This window comes from Streptomyces africanus, from assembly GCF_030816955.1.
GTDB lineage: Bacteria > Actinomycetota > Actinomycetes > Streptomycetales > Streptomycetaceae > Streptomyces > Streptomyces africanus.
Map to the genome: position 1 here is coordinate 449,071 of NZ_JAUSYP010000001.1, position 15,117 is coordinate 464,187.

Here is a 15,117-nt window from a genome sequence, read left to right on the forward strand (position 1 = left end):
CCGTCTTCGCCCGCACGCGATTTTGTCGTGGCCGTGGTCTTGTGGAGAAGGCCACCCCTTCCTTACTTTGCAGTAAGTTGACTCTGAAAGTACGTGTGTTCAGATTCCTCACCCCACCCGCAGAGGAGGGATCAGCCATGCCCGCATTCCGACGACGGCACCTGTGCTCCCTGACCGCCGCCCTGGCTTTGACCGCCACCGTTCCCGCGACCGCCGCCCACGCGGACGCCCCCGACGCCTCCGCCGCGCTGCGCCAGGTGCTGTTCGTGGGCAACAACTGGGACGGCACCGCCGAAGTCATCAAGTCCACCGGGGACTTCGCGAAGATCGGCCGGATCGACGTCGTTCCCGACAAGGACGAGCGGATGGCGGAGATCAACGCCGATCCGATCAGATGGATCGCCTTCATGACGATCCGCAACAGCGTCGGCGAGGGACACGACCAGTTCGTCGACGACATGTACTCCACGCCGGACGGGAAGTCGGTGGTCGTCTCCCGGCCCAGCTTCGCCGACGTCGTCTCGATCGACCTCGCCTCCGGGCGGATCAACTGGCGCTTCCCGGTGTCCGGTTTCCGCGCCGACCACATGGCCGTCTCCCCCGACGGCAAACGGGTCGCCGTGTCGGCGTCCACCGGCAACACCGTGCACGTCCTGGACATCGAGACCGGCAAGCAGCTCGGCAAGGCCACCACCGGCGACAAGCCGCACGAGAACATCTTCACCAAGGACGGCAAGTACATCTACAACATGTCGATCGGCGACGTGAACACGCAGACCGACGCCCCGTGGCTGGACTGGACGAAGGGCGACCGCCGCATCACCGTCATCGACGCGACCACGTACCAGCAGGTCAAGGTCATCGACATGCGCTCGCGCCTGGACGCGATCGGTCTGAAGGACTTCTCCGACGCGGTCCGGCCGGCGGTGTTCTCGCCGGACGAGTCGAAGCTGTACTTCCAGGTGTCGTTCTTCAACGGCTTCTTCGAGTACGACCTGGCCTCCGACAAGATCACCCGCACGAAGACCCTGCCGAAGAACCCGGCGACCAGCGACGACCGCACCACCTTCGTCAACGACTCGCGCCACCACGGCCTTTCGATGAGCCCGGACGGCAAGAAGCTGTGCGTCGCGGGGACCATGGACGACTACGCCACGGTCGTCGACCGCGGCACCCTCCAGGAGGGCCCGCTCGTCACCGCCGCCAAGCCCTACTGGGCCACGGTCAGCGGTGACGGCAGGAGTTGTGTCATCTCCGAGAGCGGCTCCGACCAGGTCACGGCCATCGACTTCGCCACCGGGAAGAAGACCGTGTCCGTGCCGGTCGGGGACCACCCGCAGCGGGTCCGGCTCGGTCAGGTGGAGGCCGGCTGGACGAGCCCGTCGGCTAGCTGACCTCCTTCGCGGTCCACGCCGCCAGCTCGGAGCGGGCCGCGTCCAGCAGATCCGCCGAGGGAGCCGTCGCCCCGTTGGTCACCAGTGCGTAGTGCAGGACGCCCGAGTCCGGCGCGGTGAGCAGCAGGCGGCGGCTTCCCGTGCCGCCGGGCTCCTGGGCCACGCCGACCGGGGTGGTCGAGGTGTAGGCGGGCGGGGCGTGGGACGTGCCCAGGTCGGAGACGACCGTGGTGGACGCGGTCGGGAAGCTCGTCGGCAGGTGCAGTTCGGTGGGTGCCCGGCCGCCGTCCGAGCGCCACAGCAGCAGCCCGTACTGCCCGGAGCCCACCAGCCGCTTCACGTTCGGCAGCGAGTTCGGCACCGGGTTCCAGGTCAGGGTCGTAGAGCCGTCCCGGGAGCGGTCCTCGTAGGTGAAGCCGACGGTCGTGCCGGCGGTGGCGCTCGGGTAGAGGCGGTCCAGGAGCCGGGCGTCCTGGCGCAGTACCGGCTTGCCCGAGTCGTCGAGGCGTACGGCGGACAGGTCCTCGTCGTTCCAGGCGTCACCGGTGGTGAGCACCTTGTCGGGGTTGCCGTTCATCAGCTCGCGGTGGCGGCCGTTGTAGATGTCCCACTGCCACTGCGAACCGGAGAGCACCGGCCCCGAGGCCGCCGGGTCGGACCACCAGTCGGCGCCCTTCAGGCGGGAGTCGAGGGCCTGGTACATCGCTTTGAGGACGGTCGGCGCCTTGTCGGAGACGTTGCCCGCCAGCGGGTGCCCGAACTCGCTGACGACGGCGGCGGTCTGTGCGGCGGCGGCCCGGTCGCGGACCGTGCGGAAGTCGCCCGCGTACTGGCCGTCGGCCGCCTTGCCCCACATGAAGACACCGGAGATGGCCTTCTGGTCGTAGAAGTGGGTGTTGAAGACGTAGCGCGGGCCGAGCTTTCCGGCGTCGAGCAGGCCGCCCTCCTGCTTCTGGAAGTCGATGTTGGCGTTCCAGAACAGGTTCGGTTCCACGAAGGCGGGCTTGTCGCGCCAGCCGGCCGCGTCCATGCGGGCCCGGAACTTCTCGAAGAACGGCCACAGCACGTCCTTCTCCCAGGCGCGGCTGGTCTGCCCGGAGTCGTAGACGCCCGCGTGCGGCTCGTTGTAGGGGTCGAAGCCGGCGATGCCCTTGAACTGGTCGGCGCTCAGGTGCTGTTGGACGTACGCCATGGTCTTCTCGGCGGTGGCGAGGAACGCGTCCTGCACGCCGTGCGCGTTGTGCCAGAAGTCGTACGAGGCACGCTTCACGGCCTCGTTCTGGGTGATGTTCTGCCCCCAGAAGAGGCAGATCCCGCAGGACTCGTCCGGGTAGTTCCCGGCATCCACCGCCCACTTGGGCGCACCGTCGCCCGTGTACCAGCTGTCGGCGTCGAAGAGGTGCCGGGAGTAGAGGTCCTGGTGGAAGTCGGGGTAGACGCGGATGCCGGCGTCGAGGAAGGCCTTCATCTGGTCGGTGGCGGCTGCCAGGTAGGCGGTGTCCACCTTGCCCCGCTCGCGCTCGGCGTACGCCCAGGAGAGCAGGAAGCGGACGGTGTTGCCGCCGCCGAGGGCGCGCAGCGCGGTCGCGGACTTGCGCGCGTCGGCGACGGAGGCGAAGGGCAGGCCGCCGTTCTCCGCCAGCTTGGTCTCACCGGAGACGTTGTAGCCGCGCAGGACGACCTCGCGGCCGGAGGCGTCGGTGAAGCGGCCGTTCTTCACGGTGACGGTCGGGTCGTCGAACCAGAGGGAGCCGGGAGGGGACGCGTCGGTGGCGGGCGGGACGCCCGCCACCGACAGGGAGCCGAAGAGGACAGCCAGGACAACCAGCAGACGTACTCGGATAGTCGGCATGTCCACTACAGTCCGGTGATTTCAGGACACCGTCAACACCCCTGACTCTGGAGTAAGTTCCCTCTCGGCCAGCGCGCACACCTCAACCACCCACTCTTCGTGTCACGTTCAACAAGTACTCCTTCCTGTTCAGCGGGTTGTGGTCGGTGCGCGGACGCTCCGGAATCGTGCCGTGCGTGACGGGCGCATAGTGGTCGAAGGCGCTCTCCAGTTCTCCCTCACCGCGCGTCAGCCCCGGCAGCAGGTGTCCGAGGGCGTGCACCCGGGCCGCCGGCACGGTGCCTTCGAGGACGCAGAGGTCGCCCCGGTTCCGCGTGGTCTCCGGTACGGCCGCGAGCCCGGCGAGGGCCGGCAGCAGGGCGCCGAGGGTGTCGGCCGGGGCCTCGATACGGAAGCGGTGCATCGGCTCGTGGACGCGTGTCCCGGCCCGCCGCAGCGCCTCGATCAGCACCAGCGGGGTGACGCCCCGGAAGTCGGCTCCGGTGCTCGACATGCTCTTGTCGAAGCCCTGGTGGGCGTGGCTCTGGCGGGGCGAGTAGCCGCTGTGGGTCATGGTGACCGTGCAGTCGGGGACCTGCCAGCCGTGCAGCCCCTGGCCGAGCGTCTCGCGCACGGTGTCCTCGACGGCCTTGAAGAAGGCGTACGGCATGGAGCCGAGCTCCACCTCCAGCCGGAAGCCGACGCCCGAGCCGGCCGGTGCGGGCTCGACGCGCAGGCCGACCGTCGCGAGGAACGGGTTCCCCTCCTTCTTGTTGAACTCCACCGCATGCCCGGTGCCGACGAGCCGTTCGACGCACAGCGGCGTGGTCTCGCGGAAGGTGACGTGGAGACCGTACTCGTCGGCCAGGGTCGCCTGGACGACCTCCTTCTGCACCTCGCCGTAGAGGGAGACGGACGTCTCCTGCCGGCGTTCGTCGTGGCGCAGGCCGATCAGCGGGTCCTGTTCGGCGAGCTGGGTGAGCGCGAGGTGCAGTGCGCCCCTGTGCACACCGGCGCCGGGGACCACGACCGTCTCCAGGGTGGGCGGGGCGAAGACGTGCTCGTACGCCTTGCGGGGTTCGCCGATCGCGTCGCCGATCCTGATGTCGGCGAGACCCCACAGCCGGGCGATCTGTCCGGCGGCGACGGCGTCCGCGCGGGTGTCCGTGCCGTGGCCGAAGACGCTGATCCCGGTGATCCGGCCCTCGGCGCCGTCCGCTCCGCAGGGGATCCGGTCCCGGGTGCGCAGGGTGCCGGAGAACATCCGGGCGTAGGCGACCTTCTCCCCCGCCGGGCCCCGCTCGACCTTGAACACGGTGCCGGAGACCGGCCCGTCCGCGTCCCCGCCGGCGGCCGGCAGCAGTTCCCCGATGCCGGACAGGAGCGCGTCCACGCCGGCGCCGGTGGCGGCGGAGCCGAAGTAGACCGGGTGGACCAGGGCCTCCCGGGTCTGTGTGACGAGCGACCCGCGCAGGAGGGCGTCCGTGACGGTGTCCTCGACGTACGCGGCCAGCAGGATGTCGTCGTGCTCGGTCAGCACGTCGAGGGCGGCGGCCGGGCCGGGCCCAGGCGTGAAGCGGGCCGCGCGTGTGCCGAGGCCGGTGGCGGTTCCCATCGGCACGATCGCGGGTGTCAGGCGGGCCGCGATCGACCGCAGCACCTCCTCGTCCCGCGCCCCGCGCCGGTCGATCTTGTTGACGAAGAGCAGGGTCGGGATGCGCAACCGCTGAAGCGTCCGCATCAGCACCCGCGTCTGCGCCTGCACCCCTTCGACGGCGGAGATCACGAGGACGGCGCCGTCCAGCACACCGAGCACGCGCTCCACCTCGGCGATGAAGTCCGGGTGACCGGGTGTGTCGATGAGGTTGACCGTCACACCGTCGAGCGGGAACGAGACGACGGCGGACTTGATGGTGATGCCACGCTGCCGCTCCAGCGCGAGGGTGTCGGTACGGGTGTTCCCGTCGTCGACGCGGCCGACCTCGTCGATCACCCCGGCCGAATGGAGCAGCCGCTCGGTCAGGCTGGTCTTACCTGCGTCGACATGGGCGAGAATGCCAAGGTTGAGCAACTGCACGAAGCGTCATGTCCTTCGGGGAGAGAGCCGTTCCTGTCTGGGGGGACATGGACGCAGTGCGCATCTGGGGCTCCTCGGGACTCGGTGACGTCGTCGACCCGTGCAGTGCAGCAGACCGGCCCGGTGGGCCACAACGGAATTAACCCATGCCGGGGTACCCGGTGGGCTGCATGGAAGGAGCCGGTCGTGCGTGACATCCTCCCGGTGCTCGGCCGCTGGTACGCCGCCGGGCTCCCGTTCGGGCTCGCGACGGTAGTCGAGGTCAGCCGCAGCGCGCCGCGCGACCCGGGCGCGGCGATGGCGGTGGGTCCGGACGAGGAGGTCGTGGGCAGTGTGTCCGGGGGCTGTGTCGAGGGCGCGGTGTTCGAGCTGGCGCAGGACGTCGTGGCGAGCGGCGAGGCCCGGCTGGAGACCTTCGGCTACAGCGACGAGGACGCCTTCGGCGTCGGTCTGACCTGCGGCGGTGAGATCACGCTGCTCGTGCGGCCCGTCACACCGGAGCTGGATCCCTCCTTCGGCACGGTCGTGGACTGCGTCGCGGCCGGAGAGCCGGTGACCCTGGCGACGGTGACCGACGGCCCGGCGCCGCGCGGGGCGGCGCTCGCCGTCCGGCCGGACCGGGTGTCGGGCACGCTGGGTGCGGACGGCCTGGACGCGGCCGTCACCGCCGACGCGCGCGGCGAGCTCGCTCTCGGTGCCACCGGTCTGCGGCACTACGGGCCCCGGGGGCAGCGCCGCGAGGACTCCGTCAGCGTGTTCCTCCAGTCCTTCGCACCGCCGCCGCGGATGCTGGTCTTCGGCGCGATCGACTACGCGGCGGCCGTCGCCCGCATCGGCGACTTCCTCGGCTACCGGGTGACCGTCTGTGACGCCCGCCCCGTCTTCGCCACGCCCCGGCGCTTCCCCGAGGGCGTCGAAGTGGTCGCCGAGTGGCCGCACCGCTACCTGCGGGACACGGACACCGACGAGCGCACGGTCGTCTGCGTCCTCACCCACGACCCCAAGTTCGACGTGCCGCTGCTCCAGGAGGCACTGCGCCGGCCCGCCGCCTACATCGGGGCGATGGGCAGCCGCCGTACCCACGCCGACCGGGCGAAGCGGCTGGCCGAGGCCGGGCTCACCGAGCGGGAGCTGTCCCGGCTGCGGTCACCGGTCGGGCTCGACCTCGGGGCCCGTACGCCCGAGGAGGTGGCGGTGTCCGTCGCCGCCGAGATCGTCGCACTGCGCTGGGGCGGCAGCGGGGCCCCGCTCACCGCCACGGAGGGAGCGGTGCATCCGCCCCGCCCCGGTGAGTCAGGACCGCGGGGCGTCGCCGGCGGGCCGTCGGCCCCAGGCCGAGACCATCGGTGAGGTGGCGAGGTCGAGGCGCCCCGCCTCTACGTCGGCGAGGTGCCGATCGATCTCCTCGTCCGTGGCGAGGCCCTCGGCGACGAGCTGGTCCCGCACCTGCCGGACGGTGGCCGCCTCCAGGACGTCGCACGCGGGCGAGGTGATCGGAAAGTAGGCGTCGGCCTCGACCTCGACGAGGCCGGCCTCGCGCAGCAAGCGCGGCAGCCTGCGTCCGTAGGAGAGATCGGCGCCACGCTGCCGCAGCAGCTCACGGAAGCCGGTGCGGAGCCGGTTGGCCAGCTCCTGCTCGGGGCCGTACTCGTCGGGGCAGATCAGCGGCTGGAGCGCGGGGTCGGCATCCTCGACGAGCAGCCGGCCGCCGGGGCGCAGGGCCTGGACCATGGTGCGCAGCGCGGCGTCGCGCTCGGTCACGTGGACCAGGACGAGGCGGGCGTGGATCAGGTCGAAGGGCCCGGCCGGGGGTTCGTCGCGGCCGACGTCGTGCCGGAGCACCTCGACTCCGTCGGTCACGGCCGCCTCGGTCCAGGACACGTCGATGTCGGTGGCGAGCACGCGCCCGCGCGGTCCGACGCGCTCGCGGAGCCACGCGGCGACGCTCGGGCCGCCGGCCCCGACCTCCCAGCACCGCCACCCCTCGGCGACGCCGACCTGCTCGAAGTGCCGGAACGTCGAGGCGTCGAAGAGGGCGGACAGCGCGTCGAAGCGCGTACCGGCCTCGGCCTGCCGGTTGTCCAGGAGGTACCCCTTGTCCCGCATGTCCCGCACCATGCGCCGATCATGTCACGGCGGTTCGACGGCGGATTCACAGCGCTCGGGCCCGGTGCGGGTCAGCGGGGTGTGCGGGGCGGCAGCCGGTGCAGTTCGACGTCGGTGAGCCGGCCGTCGGCGACGCCGGCGGTCAGGTACGTGCAGTGGGGCTGGCGGCGGCGGTCCGTCGGGGAGCCCGGGTTGAGCAGGCGCAGGCCGGTGGGGGCCGTGGTGTCCCAGGGGATGTGGCTGTGGCCGAAGACCAGCACGTCGAGGTCGGGGAAGCGGGCGGCGCAGCGCTTCTCCCGGCCCTGGGCGGGGCCCGTCTCGTGGATCACGCCGAAGCGCAGCCCGCCCAGGTCCGCGTACGCCACCTCGGGCAGCCGGGCGCGCAGGTCCGGTCCGTCGTTGTTGCCGTACACGCCGACGAGCCTGCGGCAGCGCTCTTCCAGCAGGTCGAGCGTGGCCGTGTCGACCCAGTCGCCGGCGTGGAACACGACGTCGGCCTGCGGGAGTTCGGCCAGCAGCGGGGCGGGCAGGGCCTTGGCCCGCTTGGGCAGGTGAGTATCGGACATGAAAAGCAGGCGCACCTTCTCACCCTAGAGGCTTCCCGCCGCCCCGCCCGGGAAGCCGGCCGATCTTCGAACAGAGGGACTGCGCAGCTCAGTTGCCCCGTGGCCGGAGATGATCACGGCCAGGTCTCGAAAGGTGAGGCGGCATCGTCGACCGGGTTAGCATCGGGCATCGCGCAAGACAACAGGACGTCTACGGCAAGCGACCCGAAGGGGCCCGGAAACTCGATGCCGGTCAAGGTCAGCGTCATCGTCCCCGTGTACAACCCGGGGATCTACATCGAGGACTGCATCGCCTCGCTCCAGAGGCAGTCGCTGCCTCCCGACGAGTACGAGGTGATCTTCGTCGACGACGGCTCGACCGACGAGACACCGGCCCGGCTCGACGCGCTCGCCGCCGAGGACTCCCGGATGAAGGTCATCCACCAGGAGAACTCCGGCTGGTCGGGCAAGCCCCGCAACGTCGGCATCGAGGCCTCCCGCGGCGAGTTCGTCATGTTCGTCGACAACGACGACTACCTGGGCGACGAGGCCCTGGAGCGGATGTACGACTACGGCGTGGCCAACGGCGCCGACGTCGTCGTGGGCAAGATGGCCGGCAAGGGCCGCGGGGTGCCGGTGGAGCTGTTCCGCCGCAACCATCCGCGCGCCACCGTCGAGAACGCCCCGCTCATCGACAGCCTCACCCCGCACAAGATGTTCCGCCGTGCCTTCCTGGACCGCATCGGCCTGCGCTTCCCCGAGGGCCGGCGGCGCCTGGAGGACCACGTCTTCATCGCCGAGGCGTATCTGCGCGCGGAGAACGTCTCCGTGCTCAGCGACTACGTCTGCTACTACCACCTCCGGCGGGACGACGGCTCCAACGCCGGCTTCGAGCGCTTCGATCCGGTCGGCTACTTCAAGAACCTCCGTGAGGCCCTCGACGTCGTCGAGCGGTACACCGAGCCGGGACCGGTGCGCGACAAGCTCTTCCGGCGCTGGCTGCGCGTGGAGATGGTCGAGCGGCTGCGGGCCCGGCGCCTGCTGAAACTGCCGGACGACTACCGCAGGGAGCTGTTCGCCGAGATCCACGAGGTCGTCGTCGAGCGGTTCGGTCCGGGCGTCGCGGCCGGGCTCCAGCCGACGCAGCAGGTCGTCGCCGCGCTGACCGCGGCCGACCGGTACGAGGACGTCGTGTCCTTCGCCCAGTGGGAGGCGGGTGTCGCCCCCAAGGCGGCCCCCGGGCACGTGGAGTGGCGAGACGGCTCCCTCAGCATCGGCTTCACCGCCGAGTACACCTCGGGCGGCGAGCCGATGACCTTCCCGGCCGACTCCGAGGCGACGCCGCTGGACGACGCGCCGAAGGACGTCACGGAGGCGGTGGAGTGGGTGGCCGCGCAGACCGCCGCGCGCTTCGGCCAGGCCACCGCCGACCTGCTGTTGCGGGAGCGGTCCAGTGCCGCGCAGTACTTCCAGCCCGTGCGGTTCACGCGCGAGACCGTGCCCGTCGGGGACGGCGAGGAGGTCCGGCTGGTGCTGCGGGCGACCGCCACCGTCGATCCGGCCGACCTGCCGCGGGACGGCGTCTGGGACGCGCTCGTCCGGGTCAAGCTGGGCGGCTGGACCAAGGAATGCCGGCTGGGCCCGGCGCCGACGCCGAGCCGGCCCACGCCGGATGCCGGGGTCGTCGCAGGCCGTACGGCGCTGCCGTACTGGACGGAGCCGCACGGCAACCTCTCCCTGGCGCTCGGCCCGCGCGGCAAGCGCCTCGGGCTGGGCCGCGTGCAGCAGTCCGCCGTCACCGTCACCGGGGATCAGGTGCGGGCGCGGCTTCCGCTGTACGTCCCCGGCGAGACCGAGGTGCGGCTGCGGTTCGTCTCCGCCCAGCAGATCTTGGAGGCGCCCGGCACGCTCTCGCCCGCCGCGGGCCGGACGGAGGCGGTGCTCGCGGCGGCCCTGCCCGCGGAAAGCCTCTCGGGCGGGGTGTGGCGGGTGGCCCTGTGTCTGGCCCCGGACGCCGCCCGGCCGCTGTACACCGGGCTGCCGTTCGCGCTGCGCGCGGCGGATGGGCGTGCGCAGGTGGCGCCGGTGCCGCAGCCCGGTGTCGCACTGCGGTTGGCGCGGCGTGCGCGGCGCGTGCTCGGTGCCGCGCGCCGGAAGGTTTCCCGTCTCAGGATCGGAGGGCAGTGACAGCATGCGACCACTGGGGATAGAGGGCGCCTGGGTTCTGGAGCCCAAGGTCTTCCCGGACGACCGGGGCAGCTTCCACGAGTGGTACCGGGGCGCGGAGTTCCGTGAGGCCACGGGCTACGACCTGTCCCTGGCCCAGGCCAACTGCTCGGTCTCCCGGCGGGGCGTGCTGCGCGGTGTGCACTTCGCGGATGTGCCGCCCAGCCAGGCCAAGTACGTCACGTGTGTGCGCGGTGCCGTCCTGGACGTGGTGATCGACATCCGCGTCGGCTCCCCCACCTATGGGAAGTGGGAGGCCGTACGGCTCGACGAGGACACCCGGCACGCGGTGTTCCTCGCGGAGGGGCTGGGCCACGCGTTCATGGCCCTGACCGACGACGCGACGGTGGTGTACCTGTGCTCGGCGGGCTACGCCCCGGAACGCGAACACGGCATCCACCCGCTCGACCCGGCCCTGGGCATCGAGTGGCCCGACGGCATCGAGCCGCTCCTCTCCCCGAAGGACGACCAGGCCCCGACCCTGGCCGAGGCGGAACGCGAGGGCTTGCTGCCGTCGTATGAGACGTGCCTGGCCTATTACGAGGAGTTGCGGGGGCGGCGGGGGGACGGCTGACGCCGACCACGCCACGCGGGGCGTTGCGGGCCCTGAGGGGGCACAACGCCCGAGGCTGACCTGGAAGGGCCGGGCGGGGCGCGTGCCAGGTGCTGGGGGCGAGGTCGTGCGGGCGCAGTCCGGTGCCACGGCGCAGCATCCGTGCAGAGGACGTGCGCGGGTCACGCGCCCCGGCCCCGCGAACGCCGTCGGCTCAGGACGAGGGCGGCCTCGCGGTCCCGCACCTCGTGCCAGTGACCGGAGTCGACCCGGACCGTCTTGGGAGCGTGCGGGGCCGGGCGGCGCGCAGTTCTTGAGGCCGGCGCCCACCGCATCCGGAGAGCCTCACTCCCCCGATACGCCGCAGAGCCGGTCCGCGCGACGGCCGCGACACGCCGTAGAACTGGCCCGCGCAACGACACACCGAACGACCGGCCCGCCGGCGCACGCGACACACGCCGCGGAGCCAGGCCACGCGGCCCCCCGTCACGCCGTACGACCAGCCGCCGCAACGCCCCGACACACCGGCACCCGGGTCCCCTGGGCCGGCACCCCCGCGCAACGGCCGAGCCACGTCACCCCGGCACGCCGAAGGCCCGGGTGCGTGCAGCTCCCGGGCCCGGATCCGCAGGACGGCCGACGGTGCCGGAGGGGTCAGCGGCTGACGCCCACCTGTTCCAGGGCCTTGCGCAGGGGCTCCCAGCCGATGGAGCGGGGCAGGCCGCGGTTGCGGGCCTGGACGAGGGGGCGCCAGAAGCCTGCTTCCACGAGGGCCTCGGGGCGTACCGCGCCGGCCCGTTCCAGGATCGCCTCGGGGACCTTCTGGGGGTCGGGGATCTTGTACTCGGCCATGATCTCGTCGTACTTGTCGTGCAGGACCCGGTTGTTCGGGTCGGCGCCGAAGACGACGAGCTGGCCGGTGGGCGCGGTGTCCACCTGGACCGTGACCAGGTCGGGGCGGTAACGCGCCAGCACCTCGGTGATCTTGAAGACGTCGCCGGTCCAGGCGTTGGTGTGCCGGTCCCGGGCCGCCTCGTCGATGCTGCGCGGCAGCATGTCGTCGAGGACGATCACGCTGGACCAGTCCGAGTACTTCTCGACGTTCATGAAGTCGCGCAGTGCGAACTCGAACAGGTGCATGCCGTCGATGAACGACAGGTCCAGCGTCGTTTTGCGCCAGTAGCCGATCGGGCTGCGGCCGCGGCGCAGGTTGCGCAGCGGGTGACGGCCGCCCTTGAGGTGCTGGAGCGGGTTGTCACGGGCGAAGAAGTCGTCGCTGGTGGCCTTCACCAGGTGGACGTCGCACTTCAGCTCCGAGACCACCTTGAAGGCGGGGTCGATCGCGATGCTGGGGACGCGGGACAACGTCAGGCTGCGGCCGTCGTTGACGCCGATCTCCAGGTAGTTGCGATTGGCGCTGACCTTGTGCAGTTCCCGGAGGAACTCATGGCGTTTCACGAAGGGGGACCTTCCTTGCGGATACGGGGCAGTGCTTCGTGCAGGGCGGAGCGCCAGTCACGCGGCAGCGGCAGGCCGATCTCCTGCCACCGGCGGTGCGCGAGGGCGCTGTACGCCGGGCGGGGCGCGGGCCGGGGGAAGGCCGCGCTGCTGGTGGGGCGCACCCGGTCCTGGTCGGCACCGACGAGGGCGAACACCTCGCGGGCCAGCTCGTACCAGGTGGCCTCGCCGGAACTGGTGGCGTGGAAGACGCCGTGCGCGTCCGGGCCGAGCCGTACGCCGAGGTCGGCGATCCGCTCGGCGACGTCCGCGCTCCAGGTGGGCTGCCCGCGCTGGTCGTCGACGACGTCGACGGTGTCGCGGCGGGCTTCGAGACCGATCATGGTCCGCACGAAGTTAGCGCCGTGGACTCCGTAGAGCCAAGCCGTGCGCACGATCGCGCTCGCCCCGGGCAGCTCCTCCAGCACGGCCCGTTCCCCGGCCAGCTTGGTGCGGCCGTAGGCGGTGCGCGGGCCCGTCGGATGATCCTCCGGGTAGGGGGTCGTGCGGGCCTCGCCGGCGAAGACGTAGTCCGTGGAGACGTGGATCATGCGGGCGCCGTGCGCGGCGCAGGCCCGGGCCAGCAGGCGCGGTCCGTCGCCGTTGATCTGCAGAGCGCGGGCCTCGTCGCTCTCGGCGTCGTCGACGGCCGTGTACGCGGCGCAGTTCACGACCAGGTCGGGCCGGTGGTCGCGCACGGCCGTGTCGACGGCGTCGGACCGGGTGATGTCCAGGGCGGCCCGGTCCAGGCCCACCACCTCCTCGCCGCGCCGGGTGAGTTCCTCGACCACGTCGTGGCCGAGCATGCCGCCCGCCCCGGTGACCAGCCACCTCATGCCCGCTCCTGGGCGACGCGCTGCTTGAGGGGCTCCCACCAGGCACGGTTGTCGCGGTACCAGGCGACCGTCTCGGCGAGGCCGGTGGTGAAGTCGTGGCGGGGGCGGTAGCCGAGTTCGTCGCGGGCCTTGGACCAGTCGACGGAGTAGCGCAGGTCGTGGCCCTTGCGGTCCTCGACGTACTCCACCCGGTCCCAGTCCGCGCCGCAGGCGTCGAGGAGCAGCCCGGTGAGTTCCTTGTTGGTGAGCTCGGTGCCGCCGCCGATGTTGTAGACCTCGCCGGGCCGGCCCTTGGTGCGGACGAGGTCGATGCCCTGGCAGTGGTCGTCCACGTGCAGCCAGTCGCGGACGTTGCGCCCCTCGCCGTACAGCGGCACCTTGTGGCCGTCGAGGAGGTTGGTGACGAACAGCGGGATGACCTTCTCGGGGAACTGGTGCGGGCCGTAGTTGTTGGAGCACCGGGTGACGCGCACGTCCAGGCCGTGGGTGCGGTGGTAGGCCAGGGCGAGCAGGTCGGAGGAGGCCTTGGAGGCCGAGTAGGGGGAGTTCGGCTGCAGCGGGTGGTCCTCCGGCCACGAGCCGGTCTCGATGGAGCCGTAGACCTCGTCCGTGGAGACGTGCACGAAGGGGCCCACGCCGTGGCGCAGGGCGGCGTCCAGCAGGGTCTGGGTGCCCAGCACGTTGGTGTGGACGAAGTCGGCCGCGCCGGTGATCGAGCGGTCCACATGGGACTCGGCGGCGAAGTGCACGACCTGGTCCGCGTCGGCCATGAGCTTGTCGACCAGTTCGGCGTCGCAGATGTCGCCCTGTACGAACTCCAGCCGGGGATGGCCGAGTTCGAGGTTGTCGAGGGTGCCGGCGTAGGTGAGTTTGTCCAGCACGGTGATGCGCGGCGCGTCGGGCGTGTCCGGGGCGAGAGTTGCGCGGACGTAGCGGGAGCCGATGAACCCGGCTGCGCCGGTGACGAGGAGGTTCATGAAGTGATCTGCACCTTGCTGTGGTCTCCGAGGACGAAGCGGTGGGCGCTGGGGACGCTGGGGGCCGGCGTCACCTCGACGTGCCGGCCGATCAGCGAGGCCTCGATCCGGCCGACGCCCTGGATCGAGGAGTCCCGCAGCACGATGGAGAACTCGACTTCACTGTCGGTGATCCGGCAGTTCTCCGCTATGGAGGTGAAGGGACCCACGTAGGAGTTGCTGATGACGGTGCCGGAACCGATGACGGCGGGGCCGACGATGCGGGAGTTGACGATCCGCGCGCCCTCCTCCACCACCACGCGCCCGATGGTCTCCGACGTGGTGTCCACGTCGCCGTCGATCCGGCGGTCCACGCCCTCGAGAACCATGCGGTTCACCTCGAGCATGTCGCCGACGTTGCCGGTGTCCTTCCAGTAGCCCGTGATGACCGTGGAGCGCACGTCGGCGCGGGAGTCGATCAGGTGCTGGATGGCGTGGGTGATCTCCAGTTCGCCGCGCCAGGACGGTTCGATGGCGCGGACCGCTTCGTGGATCAGGGGGGTGAACAGGTAGACGCCGACCAGGGCGAGATCGCTCTTGGGCCGGTCGGGTTTCTCCTCCAGGCCGATGACCTGGCCGGAGTGGTCGAGTTCGGCGACACCGAAGGCGCGTGGGTCGGCCACGCGCGTGAGCAGGATCTGGGCGTCGGGCCGGTTGCCGCGGAACTCGTCGACGAGGTCGGTGATGCCTCCGACGATGAAGTTGTCGCCGAGGTACATCACGAAGTCGTCGTCGCCGAGGTAGTCCCGGGCGATGAGTACCGCGTGGGCCAGCCCCAGGGGCCGCTCCTGGGGGATGTAGGTGACCTTGAGGCCGAACTGCGAGCCGTCACCCACCGCTTCCTCGATCTCCGCGGCCGTGTCCCCGACGATCATTCCCACGTCGGTGATGCCGGCCTCGGCGATCGACTCCAACCCGTAGAAGAGCACGGCCTTGTTGGCCACTGGCACCAGTTGCTTGGCCGACGTGTGTGTGATCGGCCTCAGTCTTGTTCCTGCGCCGCCGGACAGCACGAGAGCCTTCATTCGGTTCACCT

At 71.2% G+C, this 15,117-nt stretch carries 12 protein-coding genes; 4 read left to right on the top strand and 8 right to left on the bottom strand.

Features of this window, described 5'->3' with window-relative positions; all coding sequences use genetic code 11:
* Window positions 1–137: 137 nt before the first annotated feature.
* Entirely contained in the window at window positions 138–1,394 is a 1,257-nt protein-coding gene (locus QF034_RS02370) for a YncE family protein (protein ID WP_307173306.1), read from the top strand.
* Here the strand turns inward: QF034_RS02370 and QF034_RS02375 are convergent.
* A complete protein-coding gene (locus QF034_RS02375) occupies window positions 1,387–3,246 on the bottom strand; it encodes a cellulase family glycosylhydrolase (RefSeq protein WP_307173307.1) in 1,860 nt (619 codons plus the stop codon). The two genes, QF034_RS02370 and QF034_RS02375, sit on opposite strands and share 8 nt — an antisense overlap.
* Window positions 3,247–3,328: 82 nt before the next feature.
* Window positions 3,329–5,302, bottom strand: coding sequence for an elongation factor G (locus tag QF034_RS02380; protein ID WP_307173308.1), 1,974 nt, complete (start codon window positions 5,300–5,302; stop codon window positions 3,329–3,331).
* A 186-nt stretch (window positions 5,303–5,488) separates the two neighbouring features.
* On the opposite strand from QF034_RS02380, the gene QF034_RS02385 reads away from it, so the two are divergent.
* The gene (locus QF034_RS02385; protein ID WP_307173309.1) at window positions 5,489–6,652 is read left to right on the top strand and encodes an XdhC family protein; all 1,164 of its coding nucleotides are present in this window, start codon (window positions 5,489–5,491) and stop codon (window positions 6,650–6,652) included.
* Here the strand turns inward: QF034_RS02385 and QF034_RS02390 are convergent.
* Window positions 6,596–7,408: a methyltransferase domain-containing protein gene (locus QF034_RS02390; RefSeq protein ID WP_307173310.1), complete on the bottom strand. Its 813-nt coding sequence runs from the start codon at window positions 7,406–7,408 to the stop codon at window positions 6,596–6,598. The genes QF034_RS02385 and QF034_RS02390 overlap by 57 nt on opposite strands.
* 71 nt (window positions 7,409–7,479) lie before the next feature.
* Window positions 7,480–7,989, bottom strand: coding sequence for a metallophosphoesterase family protein (locus tag QF034_RS02395; RefSeq protein ID WP_307173311.1), 510 nt, complete (start codon window positions 7,987–7,989; stop codon window positions 7,480–7,482).
* A 210-nt stretch (window positions 7,990–8,199) separates the two neighbouring features.
* Here QF034_RS02395 and QF034_RS02400 point away from each other — a divergent pair, with 210 nt between their 5' ends.
* Window positions 8,200–10,140, top strand: coding sequence for a glycosyltransferase family 2 protein (locus QF034_RS02400; protein WP_307173312.1), 1,941 nt, complete (start codon window positions 8,200–8,202; stop codon window positions 10,138–10,140).
* Window positions 10,141–10,144: 4 nt separating this feature from the next.
* Entirely contained in the window at window positions 10,145–10,753 is a 609-nt protein-coding gene (gene rfbC, locus QF034_RS02405; RefSeq protein ID WP_307173313.1) for a dTDP-4-dehydrorhamnose 3,5-epimerase, read from the top strand.
* 633 nt (window positions 10,754–11,386) lie between these two features.
* Here the strand turns inward: rfbC and QF034_RS02410 are convergent.
* From QF034_RS02410 to QF034_RS02425, 4 genes are read right to left on the bottom strand one after another with little or no spacing between them, the layout of a single operon-like run.
* Window positions 11,387–12,190, bottom strand: a complete 804-nt coding sequence (locus QF034_RS02410; protein ID WP_274821613.1) for a class I SAM-dependent methyltransferase — start codon at window positions 12,188–12,190, stop codon at window positions 11,387–11,389.
* Window positions 12,187–13,065 (bottom strand): dTDP-4-dehydrorhamnose reductase, encoded by an 879-nt coding sequence (rfbD, locus tag QF034_RS02415; protein WP_307173314.1) that lies wholly within the window; start codon window positions 13,063–13,065, stop codon window positions 12,187–12,189. Before rfbD ends, QF034_RS02410 begins: the two co-directional genes overlap by 4 nt.
* Entirely contained in the window at window positions 13,062–14,042 is a 981-nt protein-coding gene (rfbB, locus tag QF034_RS02420) for a dTDP-glucose 4,6-dehydratase (protein ID WP_307173315.1), read from the bottom strand. Before rfbB ends, rfbD begins: the two co-directional genes overlap by 4 nt.
* Window positions 14,039–15,106, bottom strand: coding sequence for a glucose-1-phosphate thymidylyltransferase (locus QF034_RS02425; RefSeq protein ID WP_307173316.1), 1,068 nt, complete (start codon window positions 15,104–15,106; stop codon window positions 14,039–14,041). The genes rfbB and QF034_RS02425 overlap by 4 nt, the downstream gene beginning before the upstream one ends.
* Window positions 15,107–15,117: the final 11 nt, after the last annotated feature.